Here is a 14,810-nt window from a genome sequence, read left to right as displayed (position 1 = left end):
CCGACGATCAGCTACGAGGACCTGAAGGTCATCCGCGGGATCTGGCCCGGCAAGATCGTCATCAAGGGCGTGCAGAACGTCGAGGACTCGAAGCGCCTCATCGACCACGGCGTCGACGGCATCATCCTGTCGAACCACGGCGGGCGTCAGCTCGATCGGGCACCGATCCCCTTCCACCTCCTGCCGACGGTCGTCCGCGAGGTCGGGAAGGACGCCACCGTGATGGTCGACACCGGCATCATGAACGGCGCCGACATCGTGGCATCCATCGCCCTGGGGGCGAAGTTCACGCTCATCGGCCGCGCCTACCTGTACGGCCTGATGGCAGGAGGCCGGGCCGGCGTCGACAAGACCATCGAGATCCTGCGCAGCGAGATCGAGCGGACCATGAAGCTCCTCGGCGTCGCCTCGATCGCCGAGCTGGAGCCCCGCCACGTCACGCAGCTGACGCGCCTCGCGCCGATGCCCCGCCAGGACGTCTGACCCGCGCGGCGCAGAGGTCGGCGCGTCGCAGACGCGGCCCTAGGCTGAAACGCGTGCCCGCGCCCACCCTCAACCGCGAGATCCTGCGCCTCGCCGTGCCCGCCCTGGGGGCGCTCGTGGCCGAGCCGATGTTCCTCATCGTGGATGCCGCGCTGATCGGGCACCTGGGCGTCGTCCCGCTCGCGGGGCTCGGCATCGCCAGCGCCGTGCTGCAGACGATCGTCGGTCTGATGGTGTTCCTCGCGTATTCGACGACCCCGGCGGTGGCGCGGCGGTTCGGTGCCGGCGACACGCAGAGCGCCGTGAGCGTCGGCATCGACGGGCTGTGGCTCGCGCTGGGCCTGGGCGCGGTGCTCGCCCTCGTCGGGTCGCTGGCGACGCCGATGCTCGTTGGCCTTTTCGACCCGACCACCGCAGTCGCCGAGCAGGCCGTCGCCTATCTAGGGCTCTCGATGTGGGGGCTCCCCGCGATGCTGATCGTCTTCGCGGCGACGGGTCTGCTGCGAGGCATGCAGGACACGGTGACCCCGCTGTGGATCGCCGGCCTCGGCTTCGCGGCGAACGCCCTCCTCAACTGGCTGTTCATCTACGGCTTCGGCTGGGGCATCGCGGGTTCCGCGGCGGGGACCGTCGCCGCCCAGTGGGGCATGGTCGCCGCGTACGCGGTCGTCATCGGTCGCCTCGCTCGGCGCCACTCGGCTTCCGTCCTCCCCCAGCGCGACGGGGTGCGCGGGTCCGCGCGCTCGGGCGGATGGCTGTTCCTACGGACGGTGTCGCTGCGCATCGCCCTGCTCGTCACGGTCGCGGTCGCCACCGCCATCGGCACCGAGGAGCTGGCCGGCTGGCAGGTCGCGTTCACGATCTTCTCGACAGCGGCTTTCGCCCTCGACGCCCTCGCGATCGCGGCGCAGGCGCTCATCGGCCGCGGGCTCGGGGCGGGCGACGAGCCCTTCGTCCGTCGGGTCCTCGGGCGCACGGTCGCGTGGGGCATCTGGTTCGGGGTCATCGTGGGCGTCGTGATCGCCGCGCTGTCCGGGGTGATCGGCGTCGCGTTCACGGGCGACCCGGCGGTCGCCGCGCTGATCCAGCCGGCACTCCTCGTGCTCGCTGTCGCTCAGCCCGTGTGCGGTGTCGTGTTCGTGCTCGACGGGGTGCTGATGGGCGCGGGCGATGCGAAGTACCTCGCGATCGTCGGCGCCGTGAACCTCGTGCCCTACCTGCCCGCGCTCATCGTCGTATGGCTGCTGCTCCCGGCCGGTGCCGCGGGGCTCGCCTGGCTCGCGGTCTGCTTCTTCGGCGTCTACATGCTGGCGCGACTGGTGACCCTGGGCCTCCGCGTCCGCCGCTCGGAGTGGCTCACGGTCGGCGCCTGACGCTCACGCGTAGCGGCGGCACCATTCGTACATGACGACCGCGGCGGCGGCCGACGCGTTGATCGAGCGGGTCGAGCCGTACTGGGTGATCTCGATGACTCCGGATGCCGCGGCGAGCGCCTCCGCCGACAGCCCCGGTCCTTCCTGGCCAAACAGCAGAACGCAGCGTTCGGGGAGGTCGGCGCGGTCCACGGGCACCGATCCGTCGACGTTGTCGATGGCGAGGACGGGCAGGCCCTCGCCATCCGCCCACATGGTGAAGGCGGCGACGTCCTCGTGGTGGCGCACGTGCTGGTAGCGGTCGGTGACCATCGCGCCGCGCCGGTTCCATCGGCGTTTGCCGATGATGTGCACCTCGGCCGCGCCGAAGGCGTTGGCGCTGCGGACGATCGACCCGATGTTCATGTCGTGCTGCCAGTTCTCGATGGCGACGTGGAACGGATGCCGCTTCTCGTCGAGATCGGCGACGATCGCCGCCATCGTCCAGTAGCGGTACCGATCGACGACGTTACGCCGGTCGCCGCCGGCCAGCAGCTCGCGGTCGTACCGGGGGTCGTCGGGCCACTCGGCCTCACCGCCGGGCCAAGGTCCCACGCCGACGGGCAGCTGCGGCTCGGAGTCGATCGGATCGGGCACCGGACCAGGCTAGCCGTGCGGATCTCTGGACGACGGGAGCGGGCAGCGGTACGGTCAACCATGGCGATCTGGCTCCGAAGGTTCGCGCCCCTCATCGTGGCGGTCGGCGCCTTCGTCCTGTATCTCGTCTCGATCCTGCTCGAGTGGTCGCTCCCGGCCTGGGCCGTGCCCGCCGGACTCGTCGCGGCCCTCGGCCTCATCGCCATCCTCGCGCCGCGGCCCCGGCGCGTCCGGCGGAGCGCTCCGGGGTTGTACGCCTCCGACCCCTACTCGGACATCGAGCTCGGCCGGTCCGCTCCGACGCATCCGTCGATCGAGACCCGCCCGACAGCGCAGTACGGTCCACCGTTCCCCGACGATCCGCTGCGCCTCCCACCACCCCCCTGACGATCTTTCGGCCCCCCGAAAAGGACTGTTAGCTTTTTCGGTATGCCGAAAACAGCCACACCGTCGATCGCGGCGCCTCCCCGCACGAGCCGCCGCGTCGCGTGGCTGCTCGGACCGGCGCTCGTCGCGGGGGTCGCCTATCTCGACCCGGGCAACGTCGCGAGCAACATGACCGCCGGAGCGCGATACGGGTACCTGCTGGTGTGGGTGGTGGTGCTCGGCAACGTCATGGCCTGGCTGATCCAGTACCTCTCGGCGAAGCTCGGCATCGTCACGGGCCAGAGTCTCCCCGAGGTGCTCGGCACCCGCATCCGCTCGAACGTCGCGCGTCGCCTGTACTGGGTGCAGGCCGAACTCGTGGCGATGGCGACGGACGTCGCCGAGATCATCGGCGGCGCCGTCGCCCTGTGGCTGCTCTTCGGCGTCCCCCTCGTCTGGGGAGGCCTCATCACCGGCGCGGTCTCGATCTTGCTGCTGATGATCCAGTCGCGCCGCGGCGCGCGCAGCTTCGAGTTCGTGATCATCGGCCTGATGGCGATCATCGTGATCGGCTTCACCTACGGCGTCTTCATCGGACCGCCCGAGGCGACGAGCGTCGCCTCGGGCCTTCTCCCCCGCTTCGAGGGCGCCGACTCCGTGCTGCTGGCGGCGTCCATCCTGGGCGCGACGATCATGCCGCACGCGATCTACGCGCACAGCGCCCTGGCCCGCGACCGCTTCCGACCGGCGGATGCCGCGCCCCCACGGCCCACGGCGGCGCAGGCCGAGGCAGCGCAACCCGAGCGGCTCGCCACCACCCGCCTCCTCCGCGCCACTCGGTGGGATGTCACGATCGCCCTCGCGATCGCCGGCACGGTGAACCTCGGCATCCTCCTGCTGGCGGCGGCGAACCTGGCGGGAGTCCCCGGGACCGACAGCCTCGAGGGGGCGTATGCGGCACTGCAGAGCGGCATCGGACCGGTCGTCGCGACACTGTTCGCCGTGGGTCTGCTGGCGAGCGGCCTGGCCAGCAGCGCCGTCGGCGCGTACGCGGGCGCCGAGATCATGCAGGGACTCCTCCGGGTGCGGCTGCCCCTCCTCGCGCGGCGACTCGTGACCCTCGTCCCTGCGCTCGTGATCCTCACCGTCGGGGTCGACCCTACGCTCGCCCTCGTGCTGAGCCAGGTGGTGCTGAGCTTCGGCATCCCGTTCGCCCTGGTGCCGCTCGTCGCCCTCACCGCCCGGCGCGACGTGGTCGGGGCGCACCGCAACCGCGTGTTCACCACGGTCGTCGGCGCCGCGGCATCCGTCTTCCTCATCGCGCTCAACTGCGCGCTGCTCTGGCTCACCTTCACCGGCGGGTGACGACGTCCGTCGCCACGGCCGGGAAGGCGGGCCGATACCCTGGGGGCGTGCCCGCCTCGCCGTCCACCGTCGACGATTACCTGAAGACGATCTACCACCACACCGAGTGGCAGACCCAGCCGGTCACCCCGTCGATCCTCGCGTCGGAGCTCGGGCTCGCGCCCTCGAGCATCACGGAGATGGTCAAGAAGCTCGCCGCCCAGGGGCTCGTCTCCCACCGTCCGTACGGCCCGATCTCGCTGACGGATGCCGGCACGCTGCGCGCCACGTCGGTGATCCGGCGACACCGCCTCATCGAGACCTGGCTGGTGCGGGAGTTCGGCTACGCGTGGGACGAGGTGCACGACGAGGCGGAGGTCCTCGAGCACACGATCAGCGACCGTCTGCTCGCCGGGATCGACGAGCGCCTCGGACACCCGCGGTTCGACCCGCACGGCGATGCGATCCCGGCGCCCGATGGAACCGTGGAGCGGGAGCCGTTCGTGCTGCTGGCCGAGGCGGCCCTCGGACACACCGGCCGGGTGCTCCGCGTCTCCGACCGCGACCCGTCGCTCCTCCGAGCCCTCGAGGAGGCGGGAATCGACGTGGGCCGCACGGTGACGGCGACCGGACGCGATGCCGTCCAGGTCGACGGCGGTCCGACGATCGAGCTGCCCGCAGCCGCGGCATCCGCCGTCTGGATCAGCGCCTGAGCGACCCGGCGCCAGGCGGGATCAGCGCAGGCGAACCTTGCGCGCCTTGAGGTAGGGCCATTCGGTCCGCGTGGCGTGCTCAGCGTAGTGCCACACCCGCGCGCCGACGTCGGGGTCGACGGTCACCTTCGACGGGGTGACCTGCTCAGGCGACCCGGTGATGAAGCCCGACGGGCCCCAGTACTGCCCGCCCTCGGCGTCGGGGTCGACGAGCGCACGCACGGGTGACCATGCACCGCGCTCCTTCGATTGCGAGATCGGCGCCTGCAGGCTGCTGAACAGACGCTTGCGCCGGGTCGGCGCGCTCACACCCGCGATGCGTCGGGTGCGGCCGCCGAGGGAGTATCCGGGGTGGGCGACGATGCTGTCGACGGGAACGGATGCCGCCCGGAGCCGGCGGTCCGCTTCGAAACCGAGCGCCGAGGTCGCGACCTTCGACTGCACGTAGGCCCGCCACGGCGTGTACCCGTGCACCAGCTCGGGGTCAGTCGGATCCCAGGAGAAGAGCGTCGTCGAGACCGAGCCGAGCCACACCATCCGGCCGCGCGCGGCGGCGAGGGCGGGCAGCAGCGCCCCGGCGAGAGCGTAGTGCCCGAGCGCGTTGGTCGCGATGACGAGCTCGTGCCCGTCGAGGGTCACCTGCCGCGTCTTCGGGGGGTGCACGATCCCGGCGTTCAACAGGACGCCGTTCAGCCCGATCCGCCCCCGCACGGTCGCGGCCGCCGCGCGGACCGAGCCGAGGTTGCTCGTGTCGAGGGCCAGCGTCTCGAGGTCGGCGTCGGGCACCTGGGCGACGATCGCGGCCCGCGCTCGAGAGAGCCGAGTGGGGTTCCGGCCGCTCATGATGACGTGCGCTCCGGCGCCCGCGAGCTGCAGGCACGAGAAGAATCCGAGCCCGGCGTTGGAACCCGTGACGAGGTATCGGCGACCGCGCAGATCGGGCAGATGTCGGGGGTCCCACACGTCTCGCGCCACCCCTTGACCCTACGCTCGCAGACCCCTGAGGTCACGTGGCCGGGCGAGGTTTCCCAGGGGGTTCTGACAATGGATGCCGCAATCGGCACATATCGGTGTCAGAGTGGGGGGACCGAGTGGAGGAGGCTTCGCATGAGCGGGCTGGAACAGAACCTGCTGTTCGCCGTCGTGGGCCTCACGATGACCACGACGCTCGTGATCGTCATCGTGCAGATGGTCCGTCGCCGGCGCGACGACGATCGCGGCGGAAACCCGTGGGACGACCTCGAACCCAAGTAGGGCTCGCGCCGGCGGGATTACTGCGGCTGCAGGCCCAGGTCGTCGAGGTCGATCGCGGCGAGCCAGGTGAGACCCGCCGCCTCGACCGCGGCCTGCGCACCCGTCTTGCGGTCGACGATCACGGCCACCGCGACGGGCTCGGCGCCCTCGCGGCGCAGCGCCTCGACGGCCTTGAGCGCCGACTGACCGGTGGTCGAGGTGTCCTCGACGACGACGACGCGCTTGCCCGCGACATCCGCTCCTTCGAGCTGACGACCGCGGCCGTGGTCCTTGGGCTCCTTGCGGACGACGAACGCGTCGAGCGGCGCGTCGGTGCGCGCGGACTCGTGCATGACGGCGTTCGCGATGGGGTCGGCGCCGAGGGTGAGCCCGCCGACCGCGACGATGCCGTCGACGTCGCGGATGAGGTCGAGCATGATGCGCCCGATGGCGGGCGCCGCGCGGTGGTCGAGCGTGAGCTTTCGCATGTCGACGTAGTAGGTCGCCTTCTTGCCGCTCGACAGGGTGAAGTCGCCGTGGAACACGGCCTCCTCCTGGATGAGCGAGATGAGGCTCTGGCGGTCGGCTTCGAGTGCGGGCGTGGAGGCGACGGTCACGGCTCCGAGTCTACGACCGGCGGCGTCGGACGCCCGATCTAGGCTGGGAACCATGCGGCTTGCCACCTGGAACGTCAACTCCATCCGCGCGCGCGTCGTGCGCACCGTCGAGTTCGCCGTGCGCGAGAACATCGACGTGCTCGCGATGCAGGAGATCAAGTGCAAGCCCGAGCAGTTCCCCTACGAGGCGTTCGAAGAGGCGGGCTACCACGTCGAGGCGCACGGCCTGAACCAGTGGAACGGCGTCGCGATCGCGAGTCGTGAGCCGATCACCGAGGTCGAGTACGCCTTCCCCGACATGCCGGGGTTCCTGAAGGGCCACGAGGGTCCGGATGCCCCGCAGGAGGCCCGCGCGCTCGGCGCGACGATCGACGGCGTCAAGGTGTGGAGCCTCTACGTCCCCAACGGCCGCGGTCTCGACGACCCGCACTTCGCGTACAAACTGCACTGGCTCGAGGCGCTCCGCGCCTACACGCAGTCGACGCTCGCCGCCCACCCCGAGCTGCCGCTGGCTCTCGTCGGCGACTTCAACATCGCCCCGACCGACGCCGACAACGGCGACCCGACGGTCGTCGAGGGCGTGACGACGCACGTCTCGCCCGAGGAGCGCGCCGCCTTCCAGTCCCTGCTCGACGCCGGCCTCACCGACACGGTCCGCCCGCTCGTCCCGACCGGCTACACCTACTGGGACTACAAGCAGCTGCGCTTCCCCCGCAACGAGGGCCTGCGCATCGACTTCATCCTCGGTTCGGCGGCCTTCGCCGACGGTGTCGTCGGGGCATCCATCCACCGCGACGAGCGCAAGGGCGAGATCCCCAGCGACCACGTGCCGGTGGTCGTCGACCTCGACCTCGGCGGCGAGGACGACGACGACCGTCCGATGATCTTCTGACGCCGAAGGCTCTCCCCCGCAGGACGGATGCCGCGCCGCATCCGCCCCTCTAGCGTGGAAGGTATGTCCGACTCGACGCTCCGCCGCGCCGTCACCCCTGCCGAACGTCGTCACGACGCCTGGCTCGCCGCCGGGATGCTGGTCGCCGGCCTGATCAGCACCGCCCTCGGCACGGTCTCGAACATCTACGGCGGCAACGGCCCGGCTCTGCACTGGGGGCTGCTCTACGCCGCGGCGGTCACGGTTCCCCTCGCCCTGCGACGTCGGTTCCCCGGCACGGTGCTGGTCCTCGTGTCCGCGGCCTTCTTCGTGGGCATGTCGGCGGGCATCCCCGAGGTGTACGTCGGCAACGTGTCGCTGTTCATCGCGATGTACACGGTGGGCGCCTGGGTCGCCGACCGGCGCCGTGCGGCGCTCGTGCGCATCCTGCTGATCGTCGCGATGTTCGTGTGGCTGCTCATCACGATGTTCCAGTCGGCGGCCTCCGACGACGGACTCTCGCAGCAGGGCCCGTTCTCGCCCTTCGCGGCGTTCGCTCTGATCCAGTTCCTCGTCAACGTGGCCTTCTTCGGCGGTGCCTACCTGTTCGGCGAGCGCGCCTACACGGGTGCGATGGAGCGCGCGGCGCTCGAGCAGCGCACCGCCGAACTCGAACGCGAGCGCGAACGGACGGCGGCACAGGCCGTCGCCCTCGACCGCGTGCGCATCGCGCGCGAGCTGCACGACGTCGTCGCCCACCACGTCTCGGCGATGGGGGTGCAGGCGGGTGCCGCGCGGACGGTGTTCGAGCGGAACCCGGATGCCGCGCGCACCGCGCTGACCGGCATCGAGTCCTCTGCGCGCGAGGCACTGACCGAACTGCGCCAGCTGCTCGAGACGCTGCGCACGCCCGACACCGACGCATCCGACACCGACGCGCTCGGCGGGTCGACGCTGCGCCTCGACGCGCTGCCGGCGCTCGTCGCCCACGCGAACGAGAACGGCCTGCCGACGACGCTGTCGGTCGTCGGCGACGCGGTGCCGACCTCCGACCTCGTGCAGGTGAACCTGTACCGCATCGCGCAGGAGGCGCTGACGAACGCCCGCCGTCACGGCGGCCCCGGCGCGACCGCCGACGTGCGCCTGCGCTACGCCGACGACGCCGTCGAACTCGAGGTCTCGAACACCGGACGCGCGCCGATCTCCGGACGCGCGGGCCTCGGCCTGGTCGGGATGCGCGAGCGCGCCGTTTCTTCCGGAGGAACGCTCGAGGCGCGCGCCCGTGACCGGGGCGGCTTCCTCGTTCGGGCGCGCATGCCGCTGACGCAGGCGGTGCCGGCATGATCCGCGTGCTGCTGGTCGACGACCACGCCGTCATGCGCACCGGGTTCCGCATGATCCTGGAGGCCGCGGGTGACATCGAGGTCGTCGGCGAGGCGGGCGACGGTCGCGCCGCCGTCGCAGCCGCGCGCGAGCTGCGCCCCGATGTGATCTGCATGGACGTGCAGATGCCCGACATGGACGGCCTCGAGGCGACGCGGCGGATCGTGGCGGATGCCGAGGTCGCGGCATCCGTCGTCATCGTGACGACCTTCGACCGCGACGACTACCTGTTCCGGGCGCTGTCGGCGGGGGCGAGCGGGTTCCTGCTCAAGAACGCCGGCCCCGAGGAGCTCACGAATGCCGTGCGCGTCGCGCACTCGGGTGATGCGCTGCTCGCGCCGTCGGTGACGCGTCGGGTGATCGAGCGGTTCGCGCAGGCGGAGTCGGCACCGGCGGCATCCCTCCCCCGGACGACGGATGCCGCGCCCGCCCTTCCGGTGGAGCTCACCGAACGCGAGGCCGAGGTGTTGCGTCTGCTCGCGCGTGCGATGAGCAACGGCGAGATCGCGCAGGAGCTCTACATCGGCGAGGCGACGGTCAAGACGCACGTGTCGAACGTGCTGCAGAAGCTCGGCGCCCGCGACCGCGTCGCCGCCGTGGTCTGGGCCTACCGGCACGGCCTGGCCTGATCACGGCCTTATCGTCCTCGCAAGTCCGCGCGCCGCATGGCCGCCTGGTGGCGGGAAATCCGTCCCATCCTTCACCTGGGGCCCGCTCATCCTCCGCGGATACTACGAGGGATGTGATTTCGTACGTTGGCCGGCCGTCCCTAACCGGGTCGCCAAGCGTGATCGGCCGATCCAAGCGTCAGGGACCGTCGCCCGCAGTCCCGTCGGCTGGCCCGCGCCGGGTGGCGGGGCCCACGACCCCGCGTTCAGTCGAGCGGCCCGAGCAACTCCTCCAGTGCGGTTCGAACGTCTGCCACCACCTCTCGTGCGTTCGAAGCACTCTGAGTGCGCACTCGGTCACCGTTGACGGCGTCCCAGAGGTCGGCTTCCGTCACGCCAGCGGGTAGGTGCAGCCGCCATTCGTCGGTTGCTGGCGGAGCGGGGATACCTGCCAACCAGAGGAACGCAGCGAGATCGCTCTGGACTTCTTTCGCCTCCTCGTCCACAGCTTCTCGAACGAGTTGCGGGCCACCGTCAACTCGCTCCCGGACGGTGATTACACGCCGTGGAATTCGCTGCACGTGGCGGGGACCGGCGACGTATGCAATGAGCGCACTTCGCCGATCCGGGCCGAGGACGACAACGTTTCCTCGACTCAGGGGTGCGATCGGCATGGCCGACCAACGGTCGTCACTCAATCGAACTCGCAATTCCCAGATCCTGTCGGACAGACGAACTTGACCCCCGCGAGACTCGGCATCGCCAAGACCGGACCCCCGTCCGGACGAACTCGCCCGGTCACGAGGTCATAGTACGTGCCCTTCTCGGTCAGTTTGTTCCCATAGACCCCCGCCGCCCCGCACGCGGAACGGCCCCGCCCGAGTCGGGGCGGGGCCGTTCCAGCCGTGACGCGGGTCAGACGCCCGCGGGGACCTTGGCGTAGCGGTCGATCAGGTCGCCGAACGCCTCGAGGTAGCCGGTCAGGAAGCCGGCGGTCTCGTCGCTGGTGACCTCGCCGTCCTCGCCGAACAGGCCGGGCGTGCTCTGCACGTAGCCTTCGGGCTGGCCGAGCGTGGGGGCGTTGAAGTGGCTGAGGATCGCCTTCAGGTGCTGCTGCGCGGCGGCGGTGGCGATGCCGCTGCCCGAGGTGCCGATGACGGCGGTGGGCTTGAGGTTGAACGCGTTCTGGCCGTAGGGGCGGGCGGCCCAGTCGAGCGCGTTCTTCAGCACGCCCGGGATCGAGCGGCTGTACTCGGGGGTCACGATGATGACGCCATCGACGTCCGCGATCGCCTGCTTGAAGTCGACGGCGACCTGCGGGAAGTCCGCGTCGTGGTCGACCGAGTAGAACGGCAGGTCCTTGATCGGGATCTCGACCAACGTGGTGCCCTCGGGTGCGAGGCGCTCGAGCGCCTTGGCGAGGCGGCGGTTGATCGACGTCGACGAGATGCTGCCGACGATGTAGCCGATGGTGCGGTTCGTCATGGGTCCTCCAAAAGAGTCGAAACGGATGCCGTTCGGCACCGTGGAATCCAACGGGACCCCCGGCATCCCTATTCCTGTGAATGCAATAAGACGTCGCACTCCCCCTCGCGGCGGGGATCCCGGATCACCCGCCGGGGGGAGGCCCCCGGCATCCGATCTTCCTAACGTGGGACACGTGCCACCGCCGGTGGCCCAGGATCACAGGAGGAACGGATGCTGCAGCTACGCGGGATCACCAAGAGCTATGGCTCGCGGCGGGTGCTCGACGACGTCGCGTTCGACGTCGCCCCCGGCCGCCTGACCGGGTTCGTCGGCGGCAACGGCGCCGGCAAGACCACCACGATGCGCATCATGCTCGGCGTGCTGGGCCGCGACAGCGGCGAGGTCACGCTGAACGGCGCGCCCGTCACGACCGCCGACCGCCGCCGCTTCGGGTACATGCCCGAGGAGCGCGGCCTGTACCCGAAGATGAAGGTGCTCGAGCACATCGTCTACCTCGCCCGTCTGCACGGGTTCTCGAAGGCGGATGCCACGACCCGCGCGACGGCGCTGCTCCAGGAGCTGGGGCTCGGGGAGCGCCTGGACGACAACGTCGAGACGCTCTCGCTCGGCAACCAGCAGCGCGCGCAGATCGCGGCGGCGCTCGTGCACGACCCCGAGGTGCTCATCCTCGACGAGCCGTTCTCGGGCCTCGACCCGCTCGCGGTCGACGTCGTGGCCGAGGTGCTGCAGACCCGCGCCGCGCAGGGCGTCTCGGTGCTCTTCTCGTCGCACCAGCTCGACGTCGTCGAGCGCCTGTGCGACGACCTCGTCATCATCGCCGGCGGCACCATCCGCGCGGCCGGCACCCGCGACGGCCTGCGCGCCGAGCACGCCTCGCGGCGCTTCGAACTCGTCTCGGCCACCGACGCCGGCTGGCTGCGCGATGAGCCGGGCGTCGAGGTCGTCGACTTCGACGGCGGATACGCGGTGTTCGAGGCCGACTCGGACGAGACCGCCCAGCGCGTCCTGCAGCGCGCCGTCACCCACGGCGCCGTGACGAGCTTCGCCCCCCGCCGCCCCACCCTCGCCCAGATCTTCACGGAGGTCATCCAGTGAACACGTCACCGTCCTTCGGCCAGAGCGTCTGGCTCGTCACCGAGCGGGAGATCGGCTCCAAGCTGCGCTCCAAGTCGTTCATCATCTCGACCGTCGTCATGTTCCTGATCGTGCTGGCCGCGGTCCTCTGGGCCGGCTTCACGGCGCAGAGCGACAACCGCACGCCGATCGCGGTCACCTCCGAGACCGCCTCGGCCCTCACCGACCCCGACGCCTTCGACGTGACGGATGCCGCGACCGCCGACGAGGCACGCGAACTCGTCCGCGACGGCGAGGTCGACGCCGCCGTCATCCCGGGCGGCGCCGAGCCCCTCGGCTACACCGTGGTGTTCGACGAGCAGGTCTCCAACAGTCTGCTGCAGCAGCTGAGCATCGCGCCCGAGGTCGAGATCCTCGAACCCGCGAGCACCGACGGCTTCTTGCGCTACATCATCGCGATCGCGTTCGGCGGCGTCTTCTTCGCCGCGGCGCTCACCTTCGGCACGACCATCGCGACGAGCGTCGTCGAGGAGAAGCAGACCCGCGTGGTCGAGCTGCTCATCTCGGCGATCCCGACCCGCGCCCTCCTGGCCGGCAAGGTGCTCGGTAACACGGTGCTCGCGATGGGGCAGATCGTCGGTATCGCCGCGGTCGCGATCATCGGCCTGACGGTGACCGGTCAGGACTTCCTCATCGCGGGGCTCGGCGGTCCGATCGCGTGGTTCGCGGTGTTCTTCCTCTTCGGGTTCGTCCTGCTGGCCGCGCTGTTCGCCGCGGCGGGCGCGATGGTCTCGCGACAGGAGGACATCGGACCGACGATCACGCCGCTCACCTACATCGTGATGGCGCCGTACTTCCTCGTCATCTTCTTCAACGACAACCCCGTCGTGCTGACGATCATGTCGTACGTGCCGTTCTCGGCCCCGGTGGGGATGCCGGTGCGCATCTTCGTCGGCGAGGCGCAGTGGTGGGAGCCCCTGCTCGCGCTGGCCGTCATGCTCGCCGCGTGCATCGGGGCGATCCTCCTCGGCGCGAAGATCTACGAGAACTCGCTCCTGCGCATGGGGGCGCGCGTCAAGCTGCGCGAGGCCCTGTCGCGCTGATCCTGCCGCACCGCGGCATCCGCTGAACCGCCCCGTCCGCACCTGCGGCGGGGCGGTTCAGCCGCGTCCGGGGCCGCCCTTGCCGGGCTTGTCCTTGCCGGGTTTGTCCTTGCCGGGTTTGTCGGGCTTGTCCTGCTTGTCGGGTTTGCCGCCGCCCTTGTCGTCGGCAGGGGCGTCATCGGTGCCCGAGTCGTCGACCGTCGAGACCGTGGGCGTCGGGGTGGCGGTCGGCGTCACCTCCGCCGTCCGGGCGGGCGTCGGCTCGGTCTGCGCGGGGTCGGTCGTTCCGGACTGCTGTCCGCCGAAGAGCGACGCCGCCCAGATGCTGGCCCCAGCGAGAAGGGCGACGACCGCGACGGCGAGCCCGATGACGAGCGGACGGCGGGACCGGCGACGTGAGTCCGCCGCGGTGGATGCCGGAGCCGGCGCCGACCCCAAGGCCACCGTCGCCGCCGTCGGATAGCGGCGCGTCGGGGCATCGCCCGCCATGCGGGCGGCCGCCGGCTCGAGCACGGTCGGGGCGTCGTCGTCGCGAGGCTCCGCCTGCGTCGCCGGCGCGTCGGCGGGGGTCGTCGCCGCGATCGGGATGCCGGCGGCCACCGCCGCGCGCACCGGAGGCAGTGGGGGCGCACCGTCGACCGGCGCGGTGCGCAGCCGCTCGGCAGCCTCGACGACCGCGAGCGCGGTCGGACGCTCCTCGGGGCGGGTGGCGGTCATGCGCGACAGCAGCGACGTCCAGGCGGGGCCGAGCGCGTCGGGGATCGTCGGCGGCGTGGTGAGGCGGGCCAGGGCGGCGCCGACCCCGTCGGTGTGCGGGTACGCGCGCTCGCCGGTGAGGGCTTCGAGCAGCACCAGGCCGAGCGCGTACACGTCGGCGGGCGGAGCCGGATCGGCGCCCTGCACCTGCTCGGGGGCGAGATAGGCGGCCGTCCCGATGATCGTGCCGGGCGTCGTCAGCCGGGCGCTGTCGAGGAGCAGGGCGATGCCGAAGTCGGCGAGCTTCGCGCGGGGCCGCCCGCCCGGCAGGTGCGGCGGGGCGAGCAGCACGTTCGACGGCTTCATGTCGCGGTGCACGACCCCCGACGCGTGCACGACGTGGAGGGCTTCGCCGAGCTCCGCGGCGAGCGCGGCGACCTCGGCTGGGGGCAGCGGCCCCTCGGCGATCCGGGAGCTGAGGGTCGGCCCGTCGACGAACTCCATCACAAGGTATTCGGGCGATCCGGTCAGGTGCGCGTCGAAGAGGGTCACGAGCGACGGGTGGTTGAGCGAGGCGAGGAGGGTCACCTCACTCCGGGCGCGCTCAGGCGCTCCGGCGACCCCCTCGACGCCGGGGCGCAGCACCTTGACGGCGACCGTCCGCCCGAGCGCGGTGTCGTCCGCGCGGAAGACCCGCGCCATGCCGCCCTGACCGACCTGCGCGATCAGCCGGTAACGATCCGCCAGAGTGTCGCCGACGAGCGGCTCGGGTGCGTCCGTCATCGTCTCCTCCTCCGCCCGGGTCAGCGGTCCCGTCTACGA

General features: G+C 71.1%; 17 protein-coding genes. 11 read left to right on the top strand and 6 right to left on the bottom strand.

Annotated features, from left to right (window positions below):
* The coding region (locus tag AB0P29_RS12395; protein WP_363380150.1) for an alpha-hydroxy acid oxidase at positions 1–483 on the top strand (483 nt) is incomplete at its 5' end.
* A gap of 53 nt (positions 484–536) precedes the next feature.
* Positions 537–1,856, top strand: coding sequence for an MATE family efflux transporter (locus AB0P29_RS12390; protein WP_363380148.1), 1,320 nt, complete (start codon positions 537–539; stop codon positions 1,854–1,856).
* Positions 1,857–1,859: 3 nt separating this feature from the next.
* Here AB0P29_RS12390 and AB0P29_RS12385 read toward each other — a convergent pair whose 3' ends face one another.
* Entirely contained in the window at positions 1,860–2,492 is a 633-nt protein-coding gene (locus AB0P29_RS12385) for a TrmH family RNA methyltransferase (protein ID WP_363380146.1), read from the bottom strand.
* Between the two features lie 60 nt (positions 2,493–2,552).
* Between AB0P29_RS12385 and AB0P29_RS12380 the strand changes: the two genes are divergently transcribed.
* Genes AB0P29_RS12380 through AB0P29_RS12370 form a run of 3 tightly spaced genes read left to right on the top strand, consistent with a single transcriptional unit; the run spans position 2,553 to position 4,915 of the window.
* Positions 2,553–2,879: a hypothetical protein gene (locus AB0P29_RS12380; protein WP_363380144.1), complete on the top strand. Its 327-nt coding sequence runs from the start codon at positions 2,553–2,555 to the stop codon at positions 2,877–2,879.
* 42 nt (positions 2,880–2,921) lie between these two features.
* On the top strand, positions 2,922–4,223 hold the full coding sequence (locus AB0P29_RS12375; RefSeq protein WP_363380142.1) for an Nramp family divalent metal transporter: 1,302 nt from the start codon (positions 2,922–2,924) through the stop codon (positions 4,221–4,223).
* 47 nt (positions 4,224–4,270) lie between these two features.
* The gene (locus AB0P29_RS12370; RefSeq protein WP_363380140.1) at positions 4,271–4,915 is read left to right on the top strand and encodes a metal-dependent transcriptional regulator; all 645 of its coding nucleotides are present in this window, start codon (positions 4,271–4,273) and stop codon (positions 4,913–4,915) included.
* 21 nt (positions 4,916–4,936) lie between these two features.
* Here AB0P29_RS12370 and AB0P29_RS12365 read toward each other — a convergent pair whose 3' ends face one another.
* Positions 4,937–5,890 carry an SDR family NAD(P)-dependent oxidoreductase gene (locus AB0P29_RS12365; RefSeq protein WP_363380138.1) on the bottom strand — a complete coding sequence of 318 codons (954 nt, stop codon included), beginning with the start codon at positions 5,888–5,890 and terminating at the stop codon, positions 4,937–4,939.
* Positions 5,891–6,022: 132 nt separating this feature from the next.
* Between AB0P29_RS12365 and AB0P29_RS12360 the strand changes: the two genes are divergently transcribed.
* Complete coding sequence (locus AB0P29_RS12360) at positions 6,023–6,169, top strand: hypothetical protein (protein WP_363380135.1); 147 nt, start codon at positions 6,023–6,025, stop codon at positions 6,167–6,169.
* 17 nt (positions 6,170–6,186) lie between these two features.
* Here AB0P29_RS12360 and pyrE read toward each other — a convergent pair whose 3' ends face one another.
* Positions 6,187–6,765, bottom strand: coding sequence for an orotate phosphoribosyltransferase (gene pyrE, locus AB0P29_RS12355; protein ID WP_363380133.1), 579 nt, complete (start codon positions 6,763–6,765; stop codon positions 6,187–6,189).
* Between the two features lie 52 nt (positions 6,766–6,817).
* Between pyrE and AB0P29_RS12350 the strand changes: the two genes are divergently transcribed.
* The 3 genes from AB0P29_RS12350 to AB0P29_RS12340 all read left to right on the top strand — a co-directional run bounded on the left by AB0P29_RS12350 (position 6,818) and on the right by AB0P29_RS12340 (position 9,648).
* Positions 6,818–7,657: an exodeoxyribonuclease III gene (locus AB0P29_RS12350; RefSeq protein ID WP_363380131.1), complete on the top strand. Its 840-nt coding sequence runs from the start codon at positions 6,818–6,820 to the stop codon at positions 7,655–7,657.
* A gap of 63 nt (positions 7,658–7,720) precedes the next feature.
* Entirely contained in the window at positions 7,721–8,980 is a 1,260-nt protein-coding gene (locus AB0P29_RS12345; RefSeq protein ID WP_363380129.1) for a sensor histidine kinase, read from the top strand.
* Positions 8,977–9,648, top strand: coding sequence for a response regulator transcription factor (locus tag AB0P29_RS12340; protein WP_363380126.1), 672 nt, complete (start codon positions 8,977–8,979; stop codon positions 9,646–9,648). Before AB0P29_RS12345 ends, AB0P29_RS12340 begins: the two co-directional genes overlap by 4 nt.
* Before the next feature lie 245 nt (positions 9,649–9,893).
* On the opposite strand, the gene AB0P29_RS12335 is transcribed toward AB0P29_RS12340, so the two are convergent.
* Both AB0P29_RS12335 and AB0P29_RS12330 read right to left on the bottom strand, forming a co-directional pair.
* Complete coding sequence (locus AB0P29_RS12335) at positions 9,894–10,301, bottom strand: DUF5956 family protein (RefSeq protein WP_363380124.1); 408 nt, start codon at positions 10,299–10,301, stop codon at positions 9,894–9,896.
* A gap of 241 nt (positions 10,302–10,542) precedes the next feature.
* Positions 10,543–11,112, bottom strand: a complete 570-nt coding sequence (locus tag AB0P29_RS12330; protein WP_311286271.1) for an NADPH-dependent FMN reductase — start codon at positions 11,110–11,112, stop codon at positions 10,543–10,545.
* A 213-nt stretch (positions 11,113–11,325) separates the two neighbouring features.
* Here AB0P29_RS12330 and AB0P29_RS12325 point away from each other — a divergent pair, with 213 nt between their 5' ends.
* Both AB0P29_RS12325 and AB0P29_RS12320 read left to right on the top strand, forming a co-directional pair.
* On the top strand, positions 11,326–12,210 hold the full coding sequence (locus AB0P29_RS12325) for an ATP-binding cassette domain-containing protein (RefSeq protein WP_359920410.1): 885 nt from the start codon (positions 11,326–11,328) through the stop codon (positions 12,208–12,210).
* Positions 12,207–13,292 (top strand): ABC transporter permease, encoded by a 1,086-nt coding sequence (locus AB0P29_RS12320; RefSeq protein WP_359920412.1) that lies wholly within the window; start codon positions 12,207–12,209, stop codon positions 13,290–13,292. Before AB0P29_RS12325 ends, AB0P29_RS12320 begins: the two co-directional genes overlap by 4 nt.
* Positions 13,293–13,349: 57 nt before the next feature.
* Here the strand turns inward: AB0P29_RS12320 and AB0P29_RS12315 are convergent, their stop codons facing one another.
* The gene (locus AB0P29_RS12315; RefSeq protein WP_363380120.1) at positions 13,350–14,771 is read right to left on the bottom strand and encodes a serine/threonine-protein kinase; all 1,422 of its coding nucleotides are present in this window, start codon (positions 14,769–14,771) and stop codon (positions 13,350–13,352) included.
* Positions 14,772–14,810: the final 39 nt, after the last annotated feature.

This window comes from Microbacterium sp. NPDC080220 (assembly GCF_040686395.1).
GTDB lineage: Bacteria > Actinomycetota > Actinomycetes > Actinomycetales > Microbacteriaceae > Microbacterium > Microbacterium gawkjiense.
Note: the sequence above shows the minus strand (reverse complement) of the source record. Positions and strands in the feature narration are given on the sequence as shown.